The 22,618-nt window shown below is 69.9% G+C and carries 21 protein-coding genes; 20 read left to right on the top strand and 1 reads right to left on the bottom strand.

Annotated elements, in window-relative coordinates; all coding sequences use genetic code 11:
- Positions 1 to 234: 234 nt before the first annotated feature.
- The 20 genes from thrB (at position 235) to ACIPXB_RS27645 (ending at position 20,419) form a co-directional block, all read left to right on the top strand.
- Complete coding sequence (thrB, locus tag ACIPXB_RS27740) at positions 235 to 1,161, top strand: homoserine kinase (RefSeq protein WP_401454150.1); 927 nt, start codon at positions 235 to 237, stop codon at positions 1,159 to 1,161.
- A 415-nt stretch (positions 1,162 to 1,576) separates the two neighbouring features.
- Positions 1,577 to 3,676 carry a transcription termination factor Rho gene (gene rho / locus ACIPXB_RS27735; protein ID WP_401454149.1) on the top strand — a complete coding sequence of 700 codons (2,100 nt, stop codon included), beginning with the start codon at positions 1,577 to 1,579 and terminating at the stop codon, positions 3,674 to 3,676.
- A gap of 250 nt (positions 3,677 to 3,926) precedes the next feature.
- Positions 3,927 to 5,021, top strand: a complete 1,095-nt coding sequence (locus ACIPXB_RS27730) for an LCP family protein (protein ID WP_401454147.1) — start codon at positions 3,927 to 3,929, stop codon at positions 5,019 to 5,021.
- A 197-nt stretch (positions 5,022 to 5,218) separates the two neighbouring features.
- Entirely contained in the window at positions 5,219 to 5,437 is a 219-nt protein-coding gene (rpmE, locus tag ACIPXB_RS27725; protein WP_046909139.1) for a 50S ribosomal protein L31, read from the top strand.
- Between the two features lie 122 nt (positions 5,438 to 5,559).
- Positions 5,560 to 6,639 carry a peptide chain release factor 1 gene (gene prfA, locus ACIPXB_RS27720; protein ID WP_401454146.1) on the top strand — a complete coding sequence of 360 codons (1,080 nt, stop codon included), beginning with the start codon at positions 5,560 to 5,562 and terminating at the stop codon, positions 6,637 to 6,639.
- Between the two features lie 78 nt (positions 6,640 to 6,717).
- Positions 6,718 to 7,563, top strand: coding sequence for a peptide chain release factor N(5)-glutamine methyltransferase (gene prmC, locus ACIPXB_RS27715; RefSeq protein WP_401454145.1), 846 nt, complete (start codon positions 6,718 to 6,720; stop codon positions 7,561 to 7,563).
- A 49-nt stretch (positions 7,564 to 7,612) separates the two neighbouring features.
- Complete coding sequence (locus ACIPXB_RS27710) at positions 7,613 to 8,260, top strand: L-threonylcarbamoyladenylate synthase (RefSeq protein WP_401454143.1); 648 nt, start codon at positions 7,613 to 7,615, stop codon at positions 8,258 to 8,260.
- Positions 8,257 to 8,889: a protein-tyrosine-phosphatase gene (locus tag ACIPXB_RS27705; RefSeq protein ID WP_401454142.1), complete on the top strand. Its 633-nt coding sequence runs from the start codon at positions 8,257 to 8,259 to the stop codon at positions 8,887 to 8,889. Before ACIPXB_RS27710 ends, ACIPXB_RS27705 begins: the two co-directional genes overlap by 4 nt.
- A 106-nt stretch (positions 8,890 to 8,995) precedes the next feature.
- Positions 8,996 to 10,225 (top strand): serine hydroxymethyltransferase, encoded by a 1,230-nt coding sequence (glyA, locus tag ACIPXB_RS27700; RefSeq protein ID WP_401454141.1) that lies wholly within the window; start codon positions 8,996 to 8,998, stop codon positions 10,223 to 10,225.
- Between the two features lie 116 nt (positions 10,226 to 10,341).
- A complete protein-coding gene (locus ACIPXB_RS27695) occupies positions 10,342 to 11,727 on the top strand; it encodes an MraY family glycosyltransferase (protein WP_401454139.1) in 1,386 nt (461 codons plus the stop codon).
- 264 nt (positions 11,728 to 11,991) lie between these two features.
- Positions 11,992 to 12,438, top strand: a complete 447-nt coding sequence (locus ACIPXB_RS27690; RefSeq protein WP_401454138.1) for a hypothetical protein — start codon at positions 11,992 to 11,994, stop codon at positions 12,436 to 12,438.
- Between the two features lie 210 nt (positions 12,439 to 12,648).
- Positions 12,649 to 13,485, top strand: coding sequence for a F0F1 ATP synthase subunit A (gene atpB, locus ACIPXB_RS27685; protein WP_401454281.1), 837 nt, complete (start codon positions 12,649 to 12,651; stop codon positions 13,483 to 13,485).
- Positions 13,486 to 13,558: 73 nt separating this feature from the next.
- On the top strand, positions 13,559 to 13,807 hold the full coding sequence (locus tag ACIPXB_RS27680) for a F0F1 ATP synthase subunit C (protein WP_401454137.1): 249 nt from the start codon (positions 13,559 to 13,561) through the stop codon (positions 13,805 to 13,807).
- Between the two features lie 37 nt (positions 13,808 to 13,844).
- Positions 13,845 to 14,390 carry a F0F1 ATP synthase subunit B gene (locus ACIPXB_RS27675; protein ID WP_401454135.1) on the top strand — a complete coding sequence of 182 codons (546 nt, stop codon included), beginning with the start codon at positions 13,845 to 13,847 and terminating at the stop codon, positions 14,388 to 14,390.
- On the top strand, positions 14,387 to 15,202 hold the full coding sequence (locus ACIPXB_RS27670; RefSeq protein WP_401454134.1) for a F0F1 ATP synthase subunit delta: 816 nt from the start codon (positions 14,387 to 14,389) through the stop codon (positions 15,200 to 15,202). The genes ACIPXB_RS27675 and ACIPXB_RS27670 overlap by 4 nt, the downstream gene beginning before the upstream one ends.
- Positions 15,203 to 15,331: 129 nt before the next feature.
- Entirely contained in the window at positions 15,332 to 16,927 is a 1,596-nt protein-coding gene (gene atpA / locus ACIPXB_RS27665) for a F0F1 ATP synthase subunit alpha (protein WP_401454132.1), read from the top strand.
- Positions 16,928 to 16,947: 20 nt separating this feature from the next.
- Positions 16,948 to 17,865, top strand: coding sequence for a F0F1 ATP synthase subunit gamma (locus ACIPXB_RS27660; protein ID WP_401454131.1), 918 nt, complete (start codon positions 16,948 to 16,950; stop codon positions 17,863 to 17,865).
- Positions 17,865 to 19,307 (top strand): F0F1 ATP synthase subunit beta, encoded by a 1,443-nt coding sequence (atpD, locus tag ACIPXB_RS27655; RefSeq protein ID WP_401454129.1) that lies wholly within the window; start codon positions 17,865 to 17,867, stop codon positions 19,305 to 19,307. Before ACIPXB_RS27660 ends, atpD begins: the two co-directional genes overlap by 1 nt.
- Before the next feature lie 143 nt (positions 19,308 to 19,450).
- Positions 19,451 to 19,825, top strand: coding sequence for a F0F1 ATP synthase subunit epsilon (locus tag ACIPXB_RS27650; RefSeq protein WP_401454127.1), 375 nt, complete (start codon positions 19,451 to 19,453; stop codon positions 19,823 to 19,825).
- A gap of 147 nt (positions 19,826 to 19,972) precedes the next feature.
- On the top strand, positions 19,973 to 20,419 hold the full coding sequence (locus ACIPXB_RS27645; protein WP_401454125.1) for a DUF2550 domain-containing protein: 447 nt from the start codon (positions 19,973 to 19,975) through the stop codon (positions 20,417 to 20,419).
- Between the two features lie 87 nt (positions 20,420 to 20,506).
- Here the strand turns inward: ACIPXB_RS27645 and ACIPXB_RS27640 are convergent, their stop codons facing one another.
- Entirely contained in the window at positions 20,507 to 22,396 is a 1,890-nt protein-coding gene (locus ACIPXB_RS27640; protein WP_401454124.1) for a glycosyl hydrolase family 18 protein, read from the bottom strand.
- Between the last annotated feature and the right edge of the window lie 222 nt (positions 22,397 to 22,618).

Here is a 22,618-nt window from a genome sequence, read left to right as displayed (position 1 = left end):
GGCCCGTACGACGACAAAAGCGGGTGCGGGCCCCGCGACACGCATCGTGCGCCTCCTGTGCGCCCTATGTCGCGACAGAACCTTCCTTCGATACGCTGTACTTACACCCACCACCGCGCAGCATGACGCGGTGCTGCCCCGTGGGCCTTCGGGTGTCGTACGTTCTCCAGTACATTCGCAGCGAAAGATCTCCCAGCGAAGATCTCGCACAGTCACAAGGAGTGTCATCGAGCGATGGCCGGTCCAGCGTTCCGCGCCGCCGCCGTACGGGTGCGCGTCCCCGCCAGCAGTGCCAACCTCGGCCCGGGCTTCGACGCCCTGGGCCTGGCCCTGGGGCTCTACGACGACGTGGTCGTCCGGGTGGCCGATTCCGGCCTGAACATCGACATCGCGGGCGAGGGCGCCGACACCCTGCCGCGCGACGAGAGCCACCTCCTCGTACGTTCCATGCGCACCGCCTTCGACCTGCTGGGCGGACAGCCGCGCGGCCTGGAGGTCGTCTGCGCCAACCGCATCCCGCACGGCCGGGGCCTGGGTTCCTCCTCCGCCGCGATCTGCGCCGGCATCGTGGCCGCCCGCGCCGTGACCATAGGCGGCGAGGCCAAGCTCGACGACGCCGCGCTGCTGGAGCTGGCCACCGAGATCGAGGGACACCCCGACAACGTCGCCGCCTGTCTCCTCGGCGGGTTCACGCTCGCCTGGATGGACGGCGGCAGCGCCAAGGCGATCCGGATGGAGCCGGCGGATTCCATCGTTCCGGTGGTCTTCGTCCCCTCGCGGCCCGTGCTCACCGAGACCGCGCGCGGCCTGCTGCCGCGTACGGTCCCGCACGTGGACGCGGCCGTCAACGCGGGCCGCGCGGCCCTGCTCGTGGAGGCCCTGACCAGGCGCCCGGAGCTGCTGCTGCCCGCCACCGAGGACCGGCTGCACCAGGAATACCGCTCTCCGGCCATGCCCGAGAGCGTGGCACTTGTGAACCGACTGCGGGCGGACGGAGTGCCCGCGGTCATCTCCGGCGCGGGACCCACGGTCCTCGCGCTGGTCGACAACGGTGCGGCCGACAAGGTCGCGCAGCTCGCGGGCGAGGGATGGGCGGCCAACCGGCTCGCACTCGACGCCGCGGGCGCCAGCGTGCTTCCGCTGGGAACCCAGGGCGGCTGAGCCGTCCGGGAACGGGCGGCCGGGCAGGCCGCCCGCGCGGAAGCGCGCGATTGCCGGTGAGTGAGAGGGGGAATGTCTGTTGGATCCGGTAGTGTTAACCTCAAGTACGCATCAGAAGCCGCAAGGGCTTGATGCTCAGTGTCCCCATCAGGGACCACCCTTCTTCCGGGAGCCTCCCCAACTGCTTTGATCGCTGCCAGGCAGTTTCGAGCACGCTCCGGAATCGGCGTGTCACATTCCCACGCTTCTTGAGCTGGGGGCTTCGCGCCGGAACCCATGCACGTATTTTTCCGCCGTATTGCACATATCCGGCGGACCACCGCCCCGGCACGGTCCACACCTAGGACCGAGGTCGGACAGCACAACCGGTCGCCGAGCCAGACAGGCCGACGTCCGCTCCAGGGAAGGACCCTTCGTGAGCGACACCACCGATCTGATGGGCGTTGCCGACACCTCTGTCGACACCAGCGCCCCCGCTGCGGGCGCCGCCGCACCCAAGCGCCGCCGTTCCGGCACCGGCCTCGAGGGCATGGTTCTCGCCGAGCTGCAGCAGGTCGCGTCCGGCCTCGGTATCAGGGGCACCGCGCGCATGCGCAAGAGCCAGCTGATCGAGGTCATCAAGGAGGCGCAGGCCGGTGGCGGCAGCGCCCCGAAGGCCGCGGACTCCGCCGCCACCGCCGAGGCCAAGCCGAAGCGACGCGCCACCAGCAAGGCCCGTACGGGCGAGTCCGCCGAGGCGCCCGCCGCCGAGAAGCCGGCCGCCGTCGCCCAGCAGCAGATCGACATCCCCGGCCAGCCGGCCGGGGGCGCCTCCCGCACCGGCGAGGCCGAGCGCGGGGCGGACGAGGCCCCGGCCGGCGAGCGCCGCCGCCGGCGCGCCACCGCGCCCGTCGGCAGCCCGGAGTCCGCGGCCGCCGCGGCCACCACGGTCGTCGAGCCCAAGACCGAGGCCGCCGTCGTGGCCCAGCCCGAGGCCAAGGCCGAGGCCGCCACCGCCGTTTCCGCCCCTGCGGAGACCGGCGAGGCCCGTACCCGCCGCGACCGCCGCGACCGCGGTGAGCGGGGCGAGCGCGGGGACCGCCAGCGCGACCGCCGCGACCGCAAGGGCGACGACCAGGCCCAGGGCGGCCAGGGTGGCCAGGCCGGCCAGAGCGGCCAGGGCGGCGACCGCCAGGGCCGCCAGGACCGTCAGGACCGCCAGCAGCAGGGCGGCGGCCGCGGTCAGGGCCAGGGGCAGCAGCAGCGTGACAACGGTCCGCAGGACGACTTCGACGACGAGGGCGGCCGCCGCGGCCGGCGCGGCCGCTACCGCGACCGCCGCGGGCGTCGCGGGCGCGAGGAGTTCGGCCCGGCGGAGCCGCAGGTCGCCGACGACGACGTGCTGATCCCCGTCGCGGGCATCCTCGACATCCTCGACAACTACGCGTTCATCCGGACCTCCGGCTACCTGCCCGGCCCGAACGACGTGTACGTCTCCCTCGCCCAGGTCCGCAAGAACGGCCTGCGCAAGGGCGACCACGTCACCGGTGCCGTGCGCCAGCCCAAGGACGGCGAGCGCCGCGAGAAGTTCAACGCCCTGGTGCGCCTGGACTCCGTCAACGGCATGGCGCCCGAATCGGGCCGCGGCCGCCCGGAGTTCAACAAGCTCACCCCGCTCTACCCGCAGGACCGGCTCCGTCTGGAGACCGACCCGGGCGTGCTGACCACCCGCATCATCGACCTCGTGTCGCCGATCGGCAAGGGCCAGCGAGGCCTGATCGTGGCCCCGCCGAAGACCGGCAAGACCATGATCATGCAGGCGATCGCCAACGCGATCACCACCAACAACCCCGAGTGCCACCTGATGGTCGTCCTGGTCGACGAGCGTCCGGAAGAGGTCACCGACATGCAGCGGTCGGTCAAGGGCGAGGTCATCTCCTCGACCTTCGACCGCCCGGCCGAGGACCACACCACCGTCGCCGAGCTGGCCATCGAGCGCGCCAAGCGCCTCGTCGAGCTGGGTCACGACGTGGTCGTCCTGCTGGACTCCATCACCCGTCTGGGCCGCGCGTACAACCTCGCGGCGCCCGCCTCCGGCCGCATCCTGTCCGGTGGTGTCGACTCGACCGCGCTGTACCCGCCGAAGCGCTTCTTCGGTGCCGCGCGCAACATCGAGGACGGCGGCTCGCTGACCATCCTGGCCACCGCGCTCGTCGAGACCGGCTCGCGCATGGACGAGGTGATCTTCGAGGAGTTCAAGGGCACCGGCAACATGGAGCTCAAGCTCGACCGGAAGCTCGCCGACAAGCGCATCTTCCCGGCCGTCGACGTCGACCCGTCGGGCACCCGCAAGGAGGAGATCCTCCTCAACAGCGAGGAGCTGAGCATCGTCTGGAAGCTGCGCCGGGTGCTGCACGCGCTCGACTCGCAGCAGGCCATCGAGCTGCTGCTCGACAAGATGAAGCAGACGAAGTCGAACGCCGAGTTCCTGATGCAGATCGCCAAGACGACCCCGTCGGCCGTCAACAACGACTGACCGGTCCGCCTCGGCGCCGTACGCCCGTGCGCCTGTACGTCCGTACGGCTCGTCGTACGGAGACCGCCCCCACCGCAGCCGCGGCGGGGGCGGTTTCCGCGTTACGGGGGCGCGCGCCGTCCTCGCCCGCCCGCCGGTGAAGGTCACAAAGTCACAACGGAACCTTTGCCGGGCTTGTGCCGTCTGTCTGAGAGACGACCGGGGGCCATGGGCCGTCGGCCCGGAACCAGGGACGGGGACTGAGGAGAGCATGAGCGAGGACAGCACGGGCCGTGGCCGCCGCGCCGCGGGCCACCGCCGCAAACCGCCCCGGCGCCGGGCGCTGCGCGTGGTCGCATGGACGGCGGCGGGGGTGGTGGTCCTGGGCGGAGCGGGCCTCGGCTACTTCTACGTGAAGCTGAACGGCAACCTCAAGAGCGTCGACATCGACGCCGCCCTCGGCAAGGACCGCCCGGAGAACGTCGACAACGGTTCCCTGGACATCCTGGTCCTCGGCTCCGACTCCCGCGACGGCGCGAACGCCCAGTACGGCGCGGACGACGGCGGCTCGGCCCGCTCCGACACCGCGATGGTCGTCCACGTCTACGAGGGCCACAAGGCGGCGAGCATCGTCTCCATACCCCGGGACACCCTCGTCACCCGCCCCGCCTGCACCATGGCGAACGGCAGGACGAACGCCGGCGGCACGCGCCAGATGTTCAACGAGTCGTTCACCATCGGCGGCGCCGCCTGCGCGGTCAAGACCGTCGAGAAGATGTCGGGGATCCGCATGGACCACTACATCGAGGTCGACTTCACGGGCTTCAAGCACATCATCGACAAGCTCGGCGGCGTCCGGGTGACCACCACCAAGCCGATCAAGGACTACGGCAGCCACCTCGACCTCCCGGCGGGCACCCACACCCTGAACGGCGAGCAGTCCCTGGGCCTGGTCCGCACCCGCAAGACCATCGGCGACGGCAGCGACCTGGGCCGAATACAGGTCCAGCAGGCCTTCATCAAGGCGCTGATCAAGCAGGTCAAGAGCGTCGGGGTCTTCGAGGACCCCAAGCGGCTGCTCGACCTCGCCGACACCTCCACCAAGGCGATCACCACCGACAGCAAGCTCGGCGACGTGAAGTCGCTGATGAGCTTCGCCGCGGGCCTCAAGGGCATCGACTCCTCCAACATGCACATGATCACGCTGCCGGTGGGCCCCGACCGGATCGACCGCGACCGCGTCGCCCCCCTCGCCAAGGAGGGGGCCCTGGTCTGGGACGCGCTCCTCAAGGACCAGCCGATCCCGCCCGCCGCCACCGAGAACTCCGCGGGCGACAAGGGCAGCACCGCCGGCCTGGTGCAGTAGCCCCGGGGAGGGCGGGAGGTCGCGGAGCCGGGCGTCGGGGGATCGCGGAATAGATGCCGGCCCCGCCCGGTTGACAGGGGCGTCCCGGAATTTTGTAAGGCGGCCCGGTCCTGGCAGACTGGTACGTCGGCCCCGGTTCACGCATAGAGCAATTCCGCGTCCTGCGACCCGGCGCCCTCCCGAAACTAGGAGACACCTTGAAGCGCGAGATCCACCCCGAGTACGTCGAGACCCAGGTCAGCTGCACCTGCGGCGCGTCGTTCACCACCCGTAGCACCCTGACCGAGGGCACCATCCGTGCCGAGGTCTGCTCCGAGTGCCACCCGTTCTACACGGGCAAGCAGAAGATCCTCGACACCGGTGGCCGCGTGGCCCGCTTCGAGGCCCGCTTCGGCAAGGCCGCGGCCAAGAAGTAGCGCGACCCTGGCGCCGGTCACCGGCCGCCCCCTGTCCATCCGGGGGCGGCGGGACCGGCGCCTTTGTCGTCCCGCAGCCACGCCAGCAAGCCCGCACCCACTTTTCACCCCAGGAGCCCCCGATGTTCGAGGCGGTCGAGGAACTGGTCGGCGAACACGCCGACCTCGAGAAGAAGCTCGCCGACCCTTCGGTCCACTCCGACCAGGCCAACGCGCGCAAGCTCAACAAGCGCTACGCGGAGCTGACCCCGATCATCGCGACCTTCCGGGCGTGGAAGCAGTCGGCCGACGACATCGAGACGGCCAAGGAGCTGGCAGCCGACGACCCCGACTTCGCGGCCGAGGTCAAGGAGCTCACCGCCCAGCGCGAGGAGCTCACGGAGAAGCTGCGCCTGCTGCTGGTCCCCCGCGACCCCAGCGACGACAAGGACGTGCTCCTGGAGATCAAGGCGGGCGCGGGCGGCGACGAGTCCGCCCTGTTCGCCGGCGACCTGCTGCGCATGTACCTGCGCTACGCCGAGCGCGTGGGCTGGAAGACCGAGATCATCGACTCCACCGAGTCCGAGCTCGGCGGCTACAAGGACGTCCAGGTCTCCGTCCGCACCAAGGGCGGCAACGGCGCCACCGAGCCCGGCCAGGGCGTCTGGGCCCGGCTGAAGTACGAGGGCGGCGTGCACCGCGTCCAGCGCGTGCCGGCCACCGAGTCGCAGGGCCGTATCCACACCTCCGCCGCGGGCGTGCTCGTCACCCCCGAGGCCGAGGAGGTCGAGGTCGAGATCAACGCCAACGACCTGCGCATCGACGTCTACCGCTCGTCGGGCCCCGGCGGCCAGTCCGTCAACACCACCGACTCGGCCGTCCGCATCACCCACCTGCCCACCGGTGTGGTCGCGTCCTGCCAGAACGAGAAGAGCCAGCTCCAGAACAAGGAGCAGGCCATGCGTATCCTTCGTTCGCGACTGCTCGCGGCCGCCCAGGAAGCCGCCGAGCAGGAGGCCGCCGACGCCCGCCGCAGCCAGGTGCGCACCGTGGACCGGTCCGAGAAGATCCGTACGTACAACTTCCCGGAGAACCGGATCTCGGACCACCGGGTCGGCTTCAAGGCGTACAACCTGGACCAGGTGCTCGACGGTGAGCTCGACCCGGTGATCCAGGCGTGCGTCGACGCGGACTCGGCTGCCAAGCTGGCGTCCGCCCAGTAGGACCCGGCACGGCCGTACGATCGCGTACGGCCGTGACCCCCGCACCACCCCCGTACGACAGCAGCCCGGAGGACCAGCGTGAACTTGCTGCTTGCCGAGGTGGCCCAGGCCACCCAGCGGCTGGCCGCCGCCGGCGTGCCCTCACCGCGCTTCGACGCGGAGGAGCTCGCGGCCTTCGTGCACGGCGTCAAGCGGGGGGAACTGCACCACGTCAAGGACGCGGACTTCGACGCCCGCTACTGGGAGGCCGTCGCCCGCCGCGAGGCCCGCGAGCCGCTCCAGCACATCACCGGGCGGGCCTTCTTCCGCTACCTGGAGCTCCAGGTCGGTCCCGGCGTCTTCGTGCCCCGTCCCGAGACCGAGTCGGTCGTGGACTGGGCCATACAGGCCGTACGGGCCATGGATGTGGTCGAGCCGCTGATCGTGGACCTGTGCACCGGATCCGGCGCGATCGCCCTGGCCATGGCCCAGGAGGTGCCGCGCAGCCGCGTGCACGCGGTGGAGCTCTCCGAGGACGCGCTGCGCTGGACCCGCAAGAACGCCGAGGGCTCGCGCGTCACCGTCCACCAGGGCGACGCGCTCAGCGCCCTGCCGGAGCTGGACGGCCAGGTCGACCTGGTCATCTCCAACCCGCCGTACATCCCGCTCACCGAGTGGGAGTACGTCGCTCCGGAGGCCCGCGACCACGACCCCGAGATGGCGCTGTTCTCCGGCGAGGACGGCCTGGACACCATCCGCGGCCTCGAGCGCACCGCCCACCGGCTGCTGCGGCCCGGCGGCATCGTCGTCATCGAGCACGCCGACACCCAGGGCGGCCAGGTGCCCTGGATCTTCGCGGAGGAGCGGGGCTGGGCCGACGCGGCCGACCACCCGGACCTCAACAACCGCCCGCGCTTCGCGACCGCCCGCAAGGCCATGCCGTGACCCGCGCGACCCTGCCCGCCACCCCCCTGCTGCACGAGGAGAACCGCTGATGGCCCGGCGATACGACTGCAACGACGCGACGGACCGCACGACGGGTCTGCGTGAAGCGGCATCGGCCGTGCGCCGCGGCGAGCTCGTCGTCCTGCCGACGGACACGCTGTACGGGATCGGCGCGGACGCCTTCAGCCCGGAGGCCGTCCACGACCTCCTCGCCGCCAAGGGCCGCGGCCGCGGGATGCCCACCCCGGTGCTCATCGGCTCCCCGAACACCCTGCACGGCCTGGTCACCGACTTCTCCGAGCAGGCCTGGGAGCTCGTCGACGCGTTCTGGCCGGGCGCGCTGACGCTGGTCGCCAAGCACCAGCCGTCGCTGGCGTGGGACCTCGGCGACACCGGCGGCACCGTGGCCGTCCGTATGCCCCTGCACCCCGTGGCGATCGAGCTGCTGACCGAGGTCGGCCCGATGGCGGTGTCCTCGGCGAACCTGACCGGGCAGCCGGCGCCGGAGGACTGCGACGCGGCCCGCGAGATGCTCGGCGACTCCGTCTCCGTGTACCTGGACGGCGGGCCGACGCCCGGCATCCAGCCGTCGTCGATCGTCGACGTCACGGGCAAGGTTCCGGTCCTGCTGCGTGAGGGAGCGCTGTCCGCCGCACAGCTGCGGGAGGTCGTACCCGACCTCGAGGTGGCCCCGTGAGCCCTCAGGGGCGTGGCATAGCTGGGGGAGACGCCTTCCGCATCCTCCACGTCAGCACCGGCAACGTGTGCCGCTCGCCGATCACCGAGCGGCTGACGCGGCATGCCCTGAGCCACCGGCTGGGCGGTGCGACCACCAGCGACCTGATCGTGGAGAGCGCGGGCACCTGGGGCCACGAGGGCGCTCCGATGGAGGCGAACGCCGCGGCCGTCCTGGCGGACTTCGGCGCGGACGCCACCGGCTTCACCGGCCGCGAGCTGCTGGACGAGCACGTCATCCGGGCCGACCTGGTCCTGACGGCCACCCGTGACCACCGCGCCCAGGTCATCTCGATGGGCCACTCGGCCGGCTTGCGGACCTTCACGCTGAAGGAGTTCACGCGGCTGGTGCGCGCCATAGATCCGGCCACCCTGCCGCCCCTGGACGACGGCATGGCCGAACGCGCGCGGGCCCTGGTCCGCGCCGCGGCCGCCCTGCGCGGCTGGCTGCTGGCCCCGAACGCCGACGCCGACGAGGTCTACGACCCGTACGGCGCCCCGATCACGTTCTTCCGCTCGATCGGCGACGAGATCAACCAGGCCCTGGACCCGGTGGTCACGGCCCTGACGGGTGTGACGGCCTCGCGCTGACGGGCGTCACGGCGCCCCGCCGAGCCGGTCGCGTCCCGTCGGGCGGGGCGCGGGGCACGGGCCTACAGTGGGCGTACCCCCGTAACCCCGGACCGGGAGTCGCGCCATGACCGTTGTCAGCGAGCCGGCGGAGCTGCTCAGGCGGCAGGATCCGCAGATGGCCGACGTGCTCGCGGGGGAGGCCGAGCGGCAGGCGAGCTCCCTGCAGCTGATCGCCGCCGAGAACTTCACCTCCCGGGCCGTCCTCGCCGCCCTCGGTTCCGTGCTCACCAACAAGTACGCCGAGGGCTACCCCGGCGCCCGCTACCACGGCGGCTGTGAGTACGCCGACCTCGCCGAGCGCACCGCCGTCGAGCGGGCGTGCGCCCTGTTCGGAGCCGAGCACGCCAACGTGCAGCCGCATTCCGGTTCCGCCGCCGTCTTCGCGGCGTACGCGGCCCTGCTCAAGCCCGGGGACACCGTCCTGGCCATGGGGCTGCCCTACGGCGGGCACCTCACCCACGGCTCGCCGGCCAATTTCTCCGGGCGCTGGTTCGATTTCGTGGGCTACGGGGTGGACGCCGAGACCGGGCTCATCGACTACCAGCAGGTCCAGCAGCTGGCGCACACCCACCGTCCGAAGGCCATCGTGTGCGGCTCGATCTCCTATCCGCGTCACCCGGAGTATTCCGCTTTCCGGGAGATCGCCGACGAGGTCGGCGCCTATCTCATCGCCGACGCCGCCCACCCCATCGGTCTCGTCGCGGGCGGCGCGGCCCCCAGCCCGCTGCCGTACGCGGACGTCGTGTGCGCCACCACCCACAAGGTGCTGCGCGGCCCCCGCGGCGGCATGATCCTGTGCGGCGCCGAGCTCGCCGAGCGCGTGGACCGCGCGGTGTTCCCCTTCACCCAGGGCGGCGCCCAGATGCACACCATCGCCGCCAAGGCCGTCGCGTTCGGCGAGGCGGCCCGGCCCGCGTTCGCGACGTACGCGCACCGCGTCGTCGCCAACGCGCGCACCCTCGCCGACGCGCTCGCCGACCGCGGTTTCGCCATCACCACCGGCGGTACCGACACCCACCTGATCACCGCCGACCCGGCGCCGCTGGGCATCGACGGCCCCACCGCCCGCGGCCGGCTCGCCGCCGCCGGGCTGGTCCTGGACACCTGCGCCCTGCCGTACGGCGAGCAGCGCGGCATCCGCCTGGGGACGGCCGCCGTCACCACCCAGGGCATGGGCGAGCAGGAGATGGCCAGGATCGCCGCCCTGTTCACCGCGGCCCTGCGCAAGGACGCGGCCCAGACCCGTAAGGAGGTGGCCGAGCTCGCCCAGGAATTTCCCCCGTACGGGGTGTAATCAGGTCAAGAGGGGCGTTCAGGAACCGGGTGGAGGCCTCCTCGCGTCCTCGCCCAGGGGGACATCGCAGCTAATGTGTGGGGCTGAGATGGCCGGCGATACATCTGGGGCAGCCCGTGCGTGAATACCTGCTGACGCTCTGCGTCACGGCCGCGGTGACCTACCTGCTGACCGGACCGGTGCGCAAGTTCGCCATCGCGGCCGGTGCGATGCCGGAGATCCGCGCCCGCGACGTGCACCGCGAGCCCACTCCGCGGCTCGGGGGCATCGCCATGTTCGGCGGCCTGTGCGCCGGCCTGCTGGTCGCCGACCACCTGGACAACCTCAACGGCGTCTTCGCGCTCAACGAGCCGCGCGCGCTGATCTCGGGCGCGGCGCTGATCTGGCTGGTGGGCGTTCTCGACGACAAGTTCGAGATCGACGCCCTGATCAAGCTCGGCGCCCAGATGATCGCCGCCGGCGTGATGGTCATGCAGGGCCTGACGATCCTGTTCATCCCGATCCCCGGCATCGGCACCGTCTCGCTCACCCAGTGGCAGGGCACCCTGCTCACCGTCGCCCTGGTCGTCATCACCATCAACGCGGTCAACTTCGTCGACGGCCTCGACGGGCTCGCCGCCGGCCTGGTCTGCATTGCCGCCGCCGCGTTCTTCATGTACTCGTACCGGATCTGGTACGGCTACGCGATCGAGGCCGCCGCCCCGGCCACCCTCTTCGCCGCGATCCTGATGGGCATGTGCCTGGGTTTCCTGCCGCACAACATGCATCCCGCCCGGATCTTCATGGGCGACTCCGGCTCGATGCTCATCGGCCTGGTGCTGGCCGCCTCCGCCATCTCCATCACCGGCCAGGTGGACCCGGACGCGCTGGCCCTCTTCGCGGGCGGCGAGCGCAACGCCACGCACGCGATGTTCCCGGTCTTCATCCCGCTGCTGCTGCCGCTGACCATCATCGCCATCCCGGTCGCCGACCTGGTCCTGGCCATCGTCCGGCGCACCTGGAAGGGGCAGTCGCCCTTCGCGGCCGACCGCGGGCACCTGCACCACCGGCTGCTGGAGATCGGCCACTCGCACAGCCGGGCCGTCCTGATCATGTACTTCTGGTCGGCGCTGATCGCCTTCGGCGCGGTGGCGTACTCGGTGAACTCGGCCTCGATGTGGATCGTGCTCGCGATCGTCGCCCTCAGCGCCGTGGGCCTGCTCCTGCTCCTGCTGCCGCGCTTCACCCCCCGCGTCCCGCACTGGGCCCAGGGCCTGGTGCCGCCGCGCTACCGGTACGCCCGGCGGGCCGCGGAGGCCGCCGCGGAGGCCGCCGCCCAGGACACCTCGGGCCGGGAGCCGGAGCCCCGCACGGCCGCCGTCACGGGCGCCACAGGGGCCTCCGGGGTCGCGGGCACCCCGGCCGGCACGGGTCCGGTCGGGGTGCACGGCGTCAACGGCGCGACCGCCCTGGGCGCCCGTTCGCGCTTTCCCGACCGGCGGAAGGCCGAATCGGCACGCTGACGATTCGGACGCCGGGCCTCATTAGCAGACAAAGCGGTGGCGTGTCGTGCACACACGGGCGGGTTAGCCCTCATGTGTGACAGTCAGCACACCTGCCAGGTAAAGCTCTCATCAAATACTTTGTGATACCGTTCACTAAACCCGGCGACAGAGCCGAAGGACCGTAGTGCGACGGTCCATTGGCCCGAGGCGACACCTCGTACCGGGCTTACGCTCGTCCCGACGAGTCCCGTAGACCCCCACCATCACGCGGAGCAATGCGCCATGCTGTCTGATGACGCCCGGTCCCTTCTGCATACCGCGGTACCCACCGCCGCCGTCGGCCTCGTGGCCGCGGTCGTGTGCGGTGTCGTCGCGGGCGGGAAGGGTGCCATCGGGGCGGTCGTGGCGACGCTCGTCGTGATCGTGTTCATGGGGATCGGCTTCGTCATCCTGCAGCGCACGGCGCGATCGCTCCCGAATCTGTTCCAGATGATGGGTCTGGCGCTCTACACGACCCAGATCCTCCTGCTCTTCGTCTTCGTCGCCGTGTTCAAGAACACGACGCTGTTCAACCCACGAGCATTCGCGATCACCATCGTCGCGGCGACCCTCGCCTGGATCGCCGCGCAGACGCGCGCGCACATGAAGGCCAAGACCCTTTACGTCGAACCCGAGTCCGCCCAGCGTGACAAGGGTGAGAAGCCCAAAAACACGGGGTCCTCGTCGTGAACGGTAGGGGCGGAATAAGTGCTCGTTCGAGATGCTGCTATCGTCCGGTGCCAACTGCGGCATCGCGGGCGCGGGCATCTGAGCTGACGCCTGCCCAATCGCGAGGCTCAATGCCTGCAAGCCGCCCCCACATCCGTAAGACCAGTCCCGTGCCGAACCGCGGCTGTGCGCCGCGCCGACACAACGAGGTTGCCGTACCTATGCGCCACGCTGAAGGAGCCCGCGGTGAGTGCTGACCCGACGCAGGTGCTCGCCTTCGAGACCGATTGCCACATCTTCGACGGCTGTGGCTTCCCGGCTCCTGGCCTGCACTCGTTCCTGTTCGAGCCGATCTTCGGCGACGCGAACAGCAACGTCTACTTCAACAAGACGATGCTGCTCGCTCTGCTCGGGAGCGTCATCATCGTCGGCTTCTTCTGGGCGGCTTTCCGCAAGCCGAAGATGGTGCCCGGAAAGCTCCAGATGGTCGCCGAGGCCGGCTACGACTTCGTCCGCCGCGGCATCGTCTACGAGACGCTGGGCAAGAAGGAGGGCGAGAAGTACGTCCCCTTCATGGTCGCGACGTTCTTCTTCGTCTGGATCATGAACCTGTGGTCGATCATCCCGATCGCCCAGTTCCCGGTGACCTCGGTCATCGCGTACCCGGCCGCCCTGGCCCTGATCGTCTACGTCATGTGGATGTCGGTCACCTTCAAGCGCCACGGCTTCGTCGGCGGCCTGAAGAACCTCACGGGCTACGACAAGTCGCTCGGCGGGATCCTTCCGCTGGTCATGCTGATCGAGTTCTTCTCGAACGTGATCGTCCGCCCCTTCACCCACGCGGTCCGACTGTTCGCGAACATGTTCGCCGGTCACACCCTGCTGCTGCTCTTCACGATCGCCAGCTGGTACCTCCTGAACGGGATCGGCATCGCCTACGCGGGCGTCTCGTTCGTGATGGTCGTCGTGATGACCGCGTTCGAGCTCTTCATCCAGGCTGTCCAGGCCTACGTCTTCGTGCTGCTGGCCTGCAGCTTCCTCCAGGGCGCCGTCGCCGAGCACCACTGACCGCCCACCCCCAAACCAAGTGTCGTCCGGTGGCCAACCCCCATCGGTCCATGAAAGAGAAGGAAGAACCGGCATGTCCGCTCTCCAGACCCTCGCTGCTGGCGTCGAAATCAAGGGCAACCTCGGCTCCATCGGTTACGGCCTCGCGGCCATCGGCCCCGGCGTCGGCGTCGGCATCATCTTCGGTAACGGCACCTCGGCCCTGGCCCGCCAGCCCGAGGCCGCCGGCCTGATCCGCGCCAACCAGATCCTCGGCTTCGCCTTCTGTGAGGCGCTCGCCCTCATCGGTCTGGTCATGCCGTTCGTCTACCCGACCTCCTGATCGCGGTAGCGAAACCTTTTAGACGGAAGGCACTGATGTGAACCCTCTGGTTCAGCTTGCGGCCGAGGAGGCTCAGAGCCCCCTCATCCCGCCGATTCCCGAGCTGGTCATCGGTCTGATCGCCTTCGTCATCGTCTTCGGCATCCTCGCCAAGAAGCTCCTCCCGAACATCAACAAGGTTCTGGACGAGCGCCGCGAGGCCATCGAAGGCGGTATCGAGAAGGCGGAAGCGGCTCAGACCGAGGCCCAGAGCGTGCTGGAGCAGTACAAGGCCCAGCTCGCCGAGGCCCGTCACGAGGCCGCTCGCCTGCGCCAGGATGCGCTGGAGCAGGGCACTGCGCTCAAGGAAGAACTGCGCGCAGAGGGCCAGCGGCAGCGCGAGGAGATCATCGCTGCCGGCCACGCCCAGATCGAGGCCGACCGCAAGGCCGCCTCGCAGGCGCTGCGCCAGGACGTCGGCAAGCTCGCCGTCGACCTGGCCGGCAAGCTGGTCGGCGAGTCCCTCGAGGACTCCGCCCGCCAGAGCCGCACGATCGACCGGTTCCTCGACGAGCTCGAGGCGAAGGCCGAGGCCGCCCGATGAACGGAGCGAGCCGCGAGGCGCTGGCCGCCGCGCGCGAGCGTCTCGACGCGCTGACGGACAACACGTCCGTCGACGCGGCGAAGCTCGCCGGCGAGCTGGCTTCCGTCACCGCGCTGCTCGACCGCGAGGTCTCGCTGCGTCGGGTCCTCACCGACCCGGCGCAGGCCGGCGAGGCCAGGGCCGAGCTGGTGGCCCGCCTGCTGAACGGCCAGGTGAGCGGGGAAACCCTCGACCTGGTGTCCGGCATGGTGCGGTCCCGCTGGTCGCAGTCGCGCGACCTGGTGGACTCGCTGGAGGAGCTGGCGAACCTCGCCGACCTCTCCGCGGCCCAGCAGGGCGACACGCTCGACGACGTCGAGGACGAGCTGTTCCGGTTCGGACGGATCCTCGCCTCGCACACCGAGCTGCGTTCCGCGCTGACCGACAAGGCGGCCTCCGCCGCCGCCAAGGGCGAGCTGCTGCGCCGCCTGCTCGGCGGCAAGGCCGACGCTGTCACCGAGCGGCTGATCGTCCGGCTCGTCACGCACCCGCGTGGACGTAGCCTGGAGGGGGGACTCGAGTCCCTCTCCAAGCTCGCCGCCGAGCGTCGTAACCGCATGGTCGCCACGGTGATCACCTCGGTGCCGCTCAGCGACGCGCAGAAGCAGCGTCTCGGCGCGGTGCTGGCCAAGCTGTACGGCCGCCCGATGCACCTGAACCTCGACGTGGACCCTGAGGTCCTCGGCGGGATCCTGGTGCGGGTCGGCGACGAGGTCATCGACGGGACCATCGCGGACCGTCTGACCGAGGCAGCCCGTCGCCTGGCCGGCTGACCGAGCCACAACGTAAAGAAGCATTTCCAGCGGCCCGGTTGGGCCGTGCAGAACTTGCAGAAGATTCCTGGGGGTCACCCCCAGACCCCTAAGAAGCTTCAGGCCCAACAAGGAGAGCAGGGAACCCAGATGGCGGAGCTCACGATCCGGCCGGAGGAGATCCGGGACGCGCTGGAGACCTTTGTCCAGTCGTACAAGCCGGACGCGGCCTCGCGCGAGGAGGTCGGTACGGTCAGCGTTGCCGGCGACGGCATCGCGAAGGTGGAGGGCCTGCCCTCCGCCATGGCGAACGAGCTGCTGAAGTTCGAGGACGGCACCCTCGGTCTCGCCCTCAACCTCGAGGAGCGCGAGATCGGTGCGATCGTCCTCGGCGAGTTCAGCGGCATCGAGGAGGGCCAGCCGGTGCAGCGCACCGGTGAGGTTCTCTCCGTCGGCGTCGGCGAGGGCTACCTCGGCCGCGTTGTCGACCCGCTCGGCAACCCGATCGACGGTCTCGGTGAGATCGCGACCGAGGGCCGCCGCGCCCTCGAGCTGCAGGCCCCGGGCGTCATGGTCCGTAAGTCGGTGCACGAGCCCATGCAGACCGGCTACAAGGCCGTCGACGCCATGGTGCCGATCGGCCGCGGCCAGCGTCAGCTGATCATTGGTGACCGTCAGACCGGCAAGACCGCTCTGGCCGTCGACACGATCATCAACCAGCGCGACAACTGGCGCTCGGGCGACGTGAACAAGCAGGTCCGCTGCATCTACGTCGCCATCGGCCAGAAGGGCTCGACCATCGCCTCCGTGCGTGGCGCCCTGGAAGAGGCCGGCGCGCTCGAGTACACGACGATCGTCGCCGCCCCGGCGTCCGACCCGGCCGGCTTCAAGTACCTGGCGCCCTACACCGGTTCCGCCATCGGCCAGCACTGGATGTACGCCGGCAAGCACGTCCTGATCATCTTCGACGACCTGTCGAAGCAGGCCGACGCCTACCGCGCCGTGTCGCTGCTGCTGCGCCGCCCGCCGGGCCGTGAGGCCTACCCGGGTGACGTCTTCTACCTGCACTCGCGTCTGCTGGAGCGCTGCGCCAAGCTCTCCGACGACATGGGCGCCGGTTCGATGACCGGTCTGCCGATCGTCGAGACCAAGGCCAACGACGTCTCGGCGTTCATCCCGACCAACGTCATCTCCATCACCGACGGCCAGTGCTTCCTGGAGTCCGACCTGTTCAACGCGGGCCAGCGCCCGGCGCTGAACGTCGGTATCTCGGTCTCCCGCGTCGGTGGCTCGGCCCAGCACAAGGCGATGCGCCAGGTGTCCGGCCGTCTCCGCGTCGACCTGGCCCAGTACCGCGAGCTGGAGGCGTTCGCCGCCTTCGGTTCCGACCTGGACGCCGCGTCGAAGTCCGCGCTGGAGCGCGGCAAGCGCATGGTCGAGCTGCTCAAGCAGGGCCAGTACCAGCCCATGCCCGTCGAGGAGCAGGTCGTCTCCGTCTGGGCCGGCACCACCGGCAAGATGGACGACGTCCCGGTGGGCGACATCCGCCGCTTCGAGTCGGAGCTGCTGGAGCACCTGCGCCGCGAGCGCAAGGACCTCCTGACCTCCATCCGCGAGGGCGCGAAGATGTCGGACGACACCATCACCGCGATCGGTGACGCCGTTGCCGCCTTCAAGCGGCAGTTCGAGACCTCGGACGGCAAGCTCCTGGGCGAGGACGCGCCGGCCGTCAACGTCTCCAAGTGACGACGGAAGGGACCTGACTCATGGGAGCGCAGCTCCGGGTCTACAAGCGTCGCATCCGTGCCGTCACGGCGACCAAGAAGATCACCAAGGCGATGGAGATGATCGCCGCCTCGCGCATCGTCAAGGCGCAGCGCAAGGTGGCGGCGTCGATGCCGTACGCGACCGAGCTCACCCGTGCGGTGACCGCGGTGGCGACCGGTTCGAACACCAAGCACGCCCTGACCACCGAGGCCGACACCCCGACCCGCGCCGCGGTCCTGCTCATCACGAGCGACCGCGGTCTGGCCGGCGGCTACTCCTCGAACGCCATCAAGCAGGCCGACCGGCTCACCGAGCGGCTGCGCGCTGAGGGCAAGGACGTCGACACGTACATCGTCGGCCGCAAGGGTGTCGCCTACTACGGCTTCCGCGAGCGCAAGGTCGCGGACTCGTGGACCGGCTTCACCGACAGCCCGGACTACGCCGACGCCAAGCGCGTCGCGGCGCCGCTGATCGAGGCCATCTCTGCCGACACGGCCGAGGGTGGCGTCGACGAGCTGCACATCGTCTTCACGGAATTCGTGTCGATGATGACGCAGAACGCGGTCGACGGCCGGATGCTGCCGCTCAGCCTCGACAAGGCCGCGGAGGAGACCAGCGCGAAGGGCGAGATCCTTCCGCTGTTCGACTTCGAGCCGTCGGCGGAGGACGTCCTCGACGCCCTGCTGCCGCGCTACGTCGAGAGCCGTGTCTACAACGCACTGCTGCAGTCGGCCGCTTCCGAGCACGCCGCCCGCCGCCGCGCGATGAAGTCGGCGACCGACAACGCCGGAGACCTCATCAAGAGCCTCTCCCGGCTTGCCAACGCGGCCCGCCAGGCCGAAATCACCCAGGAAATCAGCGAGATCGTCGGTGGCGCGAGCGCCATGGCCGACGCGACCGCGGGGAGTGACAAGTAATGACGACCTCTGTTGAGACGGCCGCCGCCACGGGCCGCGTCGCCCGGGTCATCGGCCCGGTCGTCGACGTGGAGTTCCCCGTCGACGCGATGCCCGACATCTACAACGCGCTGACCGTGCAGGTCGCCGACCCGGCCGAGGAGGGCGCGCTCAAGACGCTGACCCTCGAGGTCGCCCAGCACCTGGGTGACGGCCTGGTCCGCACGATCTCCATGCAGCCCACCGACGGTCTGGTCCGCCAGGCCGCAGTGACCGACACGGGCACGGGCATCACCGTCCCGGTCGGCGACTTCACCAAGGGCAAGGTGTTCAACACCCTGGGTGAGGTGCTCAACTACCCGGAGGCCAACTCCGAGGTGACCGAGCGCTGGGCTATCCACCGCAAGGCCCCGAACTTCGACGAGCTCGAGTCGAAGACCGAGATGTTCGAGACCGGCGTCAAGGTCATCGACCTCCTCACCCCGTACGTCAAGGGTGGAAAGATCGGTCTGTTCGGTGGTGCCGGTGTCGGCAAGACCGTTCTGATCCAGGAAATGATCTACCGCGTCGCCAACAACCACGACGGTGTGTCGGTGTTCGCGGGTGTCGGTGAGCGTACCCGTGAGGGCAACGACCTCATCGAGGAGATGTCGGACTCCGGCGTTCTGGACAAGACCGCGCTGGTCTTCGGCCAGATGGACGAGCCCCCGGGCACCCGTCTGCGCGTCGCCCTGGCCGGTCTGACCATGGCGGAGTACTTCCGCGATGTGCAGAAGCAGGACGTCCTCTTCTTCATCGACAACATCTTCCGGTACACCCAGGCCGGTTCCGAGGTGTCGACCCTGCTCGGCCGTATGCCCTCCGCGGTGGGTTACCAGCCGAACCTGGCCGACGAGATGGGTCTCCTCCAGGAGCGCATCACCTCGACCCGTGGTCACTCGATCACCTCGATGCAGGCGATCTACGTCCCCGCGGACGACCTGACCGACCCGGCGCCGGCGACCACCTTCGCCCACCTCGACGCGACGACGGTTCTCTCCCGTCCGATCTCCGAGAAGGGCATCTACCCGGCCGTGGACCCGCTGGACTCCACGTCCCGGATCCTGGACCCGCGCTACATCGCCGCGGACCACTACTCGGCCGCGATGCGCGTCAAGGGGATCCTGCAGAAGTACAAGGACCTCCAGGACATCATCGCGATCCTCGGTATCGACGAGCTGGGCGAGGAGGACAAGCTCGTTGTCCACCGTGCCCGTCGTGTCGAGCGCTTCCTGTCGCAGAACACCCACGTCGCCAAGCAGTTCACCGGCGTGGACGGTTCGGACGTGCCGCTCGACGAGTCGATCGCCGCGTTCAACGCGATCTGCGACGGTGAGTACGACCACTTCCCCGAGCAGGCGTTCTTCATGTGCGGTGGCATCGAGGACCTGAAGGCCAACGCCAAGGAGCTGGGCGTCTCCTGATCCGGCGCGCTCCCCCACGGGAGTGCATGCCGTATCGACGTTGTCGGGAGAGGGACGGGTGCGTCCCGTCCCTCTCCCCACGCCCATTAGAATTTGACCCAACACCCGGCGGATGTGCCGGGTGGTGACCCGAGGAGCCAACCTTGGCTGCTGAGCTGCACGTCGAGCTGGTGGCGGCGGACCGGAGCGTCTGGTCCGGCGAGGCCACGCTCGTTGTCGCGCGCACCACGTCCGGCGACATCGGCGTCATGCCCGGTCACCAGCCGCTTCTCGGTGTGCTGGAATCGGGCCCGGTGACCATCCGTACCAGCGAGGGCAACACGGTCGTCGCCGCGGTGCACGGCGGTTTCATCTCGTTCGCGGACAACAAGCTGTCCCTGCTGGCCGAGATCGCCGAGCTCGCGGACGAGATCGACGTCCAGCGCGCGGAGCGGGCACTGGAGCGCGCCAAGACGGAGACGGACGCGGCCGCCGAGCGGCGCGCCGAAGTCCGGCTGCGCGCGGTCGCGGGGCACTGAGCCCCGTAGCCGACGAGAGCTTTACCCCTCAGCCGCGGTCCGCGCCGGAATTTTCCGGGGCGGGTCGCGGCTGAGGCGATGCAGGTGCGGGTTTGCTTGATGCTGTATTCGTTGCTGTGACTTGGATGAGCGAGGAGGTCGGTGAAGATGCTCCTCGCTCTGCTTGTGAGCGGCCTGGTCGTCGCCCTGGTGGTGATCGGGCTCTTCGTGTTCGGACTGCGCCGGCGGCTCATCCAGCGATCCGGCGGCACCTTCGACTGCTCCCTGCGCTGGGGGGTCGCCGAGGCGCCCGACCTGTCCGGCAAGGGCTGGGTGTACGGGGTGGCCCGCTACAGCGGTGACCGGATCGAGTGGTTCCGCGTCTTCAGCTACTCGCCGCGCCCGCGCCGGCTGCTGGAGCGGAGCTCGATCGAGGTACTGGCCCGCCGTGCCCCGGAGGGCGAGGAGGAGCTGGCGCTGCTGTCCGACGCCGTCGTGCTCGGCTGTCTCCACCGCGGGACGCGCCTGGAGCTGGCGATGAGCGAGGACGCTCTGACCGGTTTCCTGGCGTGGCTGGAGGCGGCGCCGCCCGGACAGAGGGTGAATGTGGCCTGATCCGTCAGGACGTGGAGAAGCCGGGGTGACGGGGGCGGACCCGTCACCCCGGCTTCGGTCTTTCGCCGGTGCTCGCGTACGTGGGGGTTACTGGAGACCGGTGTGGATCGCGTCGGCGAGCTCACCGTTGGCGGTGTCGCCGCTGAACTCCCAGAAGAAGGCGCCCTTCAGGCCCTGGTTCTTGGCCCAGGTCATCTTCCCGGCGATGGTGGCGGGGGTGTCGTAGCTCCACCAGTTGCTGCCGCACTTGGCGTAGGCGGTGCCGGCGACGGTGCCGGTCGCCGGGCAGCTGTTCTTCAGGACCTTGTAGTCCTCGATGCCCTGCTCGTACGTGCCCGGGGCCGGGCCGGTGGCGGTGCCGCCGGGGGCGGCCTGGGTGACGCCGGTCCAGCCGCGGCCGTAGAAGCCGATGCCGAGGTTGAGCTTGGAGCCGGGGATGCCCTTGCCCTTGAGCTTGGTGATCGCGGCCTCGGAGTTGAAGCCGTCCTGCGGGATGCCGGCGTACGCCGTGAGCGGGGAGTGCGGGGCCGTCGGGCCCTGGGCCGCCCAGCCGCCGAAGAAGTCGTACGTCATGACGTTGTAGAAGTCGACGTACTGGGCCGCGCCCGCGTAGTCGGCCGCGTCGAGCTTGCCACCGTTGGAGCCGTCGGCGGAGATGGCGGCGGTGACCAGGTTGTTCGCGCCGAACTTGGCGCGCATGGCCTGCATCATGTTCTTCAGGGCGGCGGGGCCGCTGGTGTCGCAGGACAGGCCGCAGGCGTTGGGGTACTCCCAGTCCAGGTCGATCCCGTCGAAGACGTCGGCCCAGCGCGGGTCCTCGACCAGGTCGTAGCAGGACTGGGCGAAGGCGGCCGGGTTCTGCGCGGCCTGGCCGAAGCCGCCGGACCAGGTCCAGCCGCCGAAGGACCACAGCACCTTGATGTTCGGGTACTGGGCCTTCAGCTTGCGCAGCTGGTTGAAGTTGCCGCGCAGCGGCTGGTCCCAGGTGTCGGCCTTGCCGTCGACGCTCTGGTCGGCGGTGTAGGCCTTGTCGTAGTCGGCGTAGGCGTCACCGATGGTGCACCGGCCGCCCTGGACGTTGCCGAAGGCGTAGTTGATGTGGGTGATCTTCGCGGCGGAGCCGGAGGTGACCAGGTTCTTCACGTGGTAGTTGCGCCCGTAGACGCCCCACTCGGTGAAGTAGCCGAGCTTGACCTTGCCGCCCGGGTCCGGGGGATTGACGCCGCCGGATGTGGTGACCGACACGTGGACGGACGGGGCGCCGGTCTGGTCGGCGGTGTCGCGGGCGACCACGTGGTAGTCGTACGTGGTGCCCTTGGTCAGGCCGGTCTCGTGGTGCGTGGTGCCGGTGACCGTGGCGACCTTGGCGCCGTTGCGGTGGACGTCGTAGTTCTTGACGCCCTTGTCGTCGGTGGCGGCGGCCCAGCTCAGGTTCAGTGAGGTCTCGGTGACGTTGGAGGCCTGGGGGGCGCCGGGGGCGGAGGGGGGTGCGTCGCCCGGCTGGCTGCCGTCGCAGGAGGCTCCGTTGATCTTGCAGCCGGTGGGGGCGCCGGGGCCGGCGCCGTTGAAGCCGAAGCTGATGGTGGCGCCCGGTGCGAGGGTGCCGTTCCAGCCGACGTTCCTACCGGTCCAGTGGTTGCCGGAGTTGGTGACGGTCGCGTCCCAGGCCGAGGTCACCCGGGTGCCGGAGGGGTAGTCCCACTCGACGGTCCAGCTGGTGAGGGTGGTGGTCCCGGTGTTCTTGATCGTCCACTTGCCCTCGAAGCCGGAGCCCCAGTCGGAGACCTTGGTGTACGTCGCGGAGGCGGAGGCGGCGGCCTCGGCGGGGCCGGCCAGGGCCACGAGTCCGGCGACGGGGAGGGAGAGGGCGGCCACGGTGGCCGCCAGTCTTCTGAGGAATCGGGTGCGTAGCGGGAGTGCTGTGCTCAAGGGTGCTCCTCCGTAGGTCCGTCGCAGCCGCGGGGACGACGTCGACATGGGGGTGGGACCTGCGCCGCCCGTGAGCACGCTGTGTCATGGCACGCTCACCACAGTGTTGGTGGTGAGCGTAGAAAGGTCTGGACCAACCGTCAAGAGGTCCAGACCTCGCTGCCCGGTGCCGTGCCTAGAAGGCTGCTGAAAATCTGCTGTTCTGGCCCCGGCTCGGTGGAGCTGGGGCCAGTCTTGTTGGCATGCAGGGGGAATGGGCCGGGGAGACGG

Source organism: Streptomyces sp. NPDC090022, assembly GCF_044748145.1.
Lineage (GTDB): Bacteria > Actinomycetota > Actinomycetes > Streptomycetales > Streptomycetaceae > Streptomyces.
Note: the sequence above shows the minus strand (reverse complement) of the source record. Positions and strands in the feature narration are given on the sequence as shown.

Bases quoted from the DNA above. Each gene is read 5' to 3' on its own strand.
- ACIPXB_RS27730 (WP_401454147.1), top strand. From the start codon at position 3,927: ATGAGCGAGGACAGCACGGGCCGTGGCCGCCGCGCCGCGGGCCACCGC.
- ACIPXB_RS27670 (WP_401454134.1), top strand. From the start codon at position 14,387: ATGAACGGAGCGAGCCGCGAGGCGCTGGCCGCCGCGCGCGAGCGTCTC.
- atpA (WP_401454132.1), top strand. From the start codon at position 15,332: ATGGCGGAGCTCACGATCCGGCCGGAGGAGATCCGGGACGCGCTGGAG.
- ACIPXB_RS27645 (WP_401454125.1), top strand. From the start codon at position 19,973: ATGCTCCTCGCTCTGCTTGTGAGCGGCCTGGTCGTCGCCCTGGTGGTG.
- ACIPXB_RS27690 (WP_401454138.1), top strand. From the start codon at position 11,992: ATGCTGTCTGATGACGCCCGGTCCCTTCTGCATACCGCGGTACCCACC.
- glyA (WP_401454141.1), top strand. From the start codon at position 8,996: ATGACCGTTGTCAGCGAGCCGGCGGAGCTGCTCAGGCGGCAGGATCCG.
- prfA (WP_401454146.1), top strand. From the start codon at position 5,560: ATGTTCGAGGCGGTCGAGGAACTGGTCGGCGAACACGCCGACCTCGAG.
- ACIPXB_RS27660 (WP_401454131.1), top strand. From the start codon at position 16,948: ATGGGAGCGCAGCTCCGGGTCTACAAGCGTCGCATCCGTGCCGTCACG.
- atpD (WP_401454129.1), top strand. From the start codon at position 17,865: ATGACGACCTCTGTTGAGACGGCCGCCGCCACGGGCCGCGTCGCCCGG.
- ACIPXB_RS27710 (WP_401454143.1), top strand. From the start codon at position 7,613: ATGGCCCGGCGATACGACTGCAACGACGCGACGGACCGCACGACGGGT.
- ACIPXB_RS27680 (WP_401454137.1), top strand. From the start codon at position 13,559: ATGTCCGCTCTCCAGACCCTCGCTGCTGGCGTCGAAATCAAGGGCAAC.
- ACIPXB_RS27640 (WP_401454124.1), bottom strand. From the start codon at position 22,396: ATGTCGACGTCGTCCCCGCGGCTGCGACGGACCTACGGAGGAGCACCC.
- thrB (WP_401454150.1), top strand. From the start codon at position 235: ATGGCCGGTCCAGCGTTCCGCGCCGCCGCCGTACGGGTGCGCGTCCCC.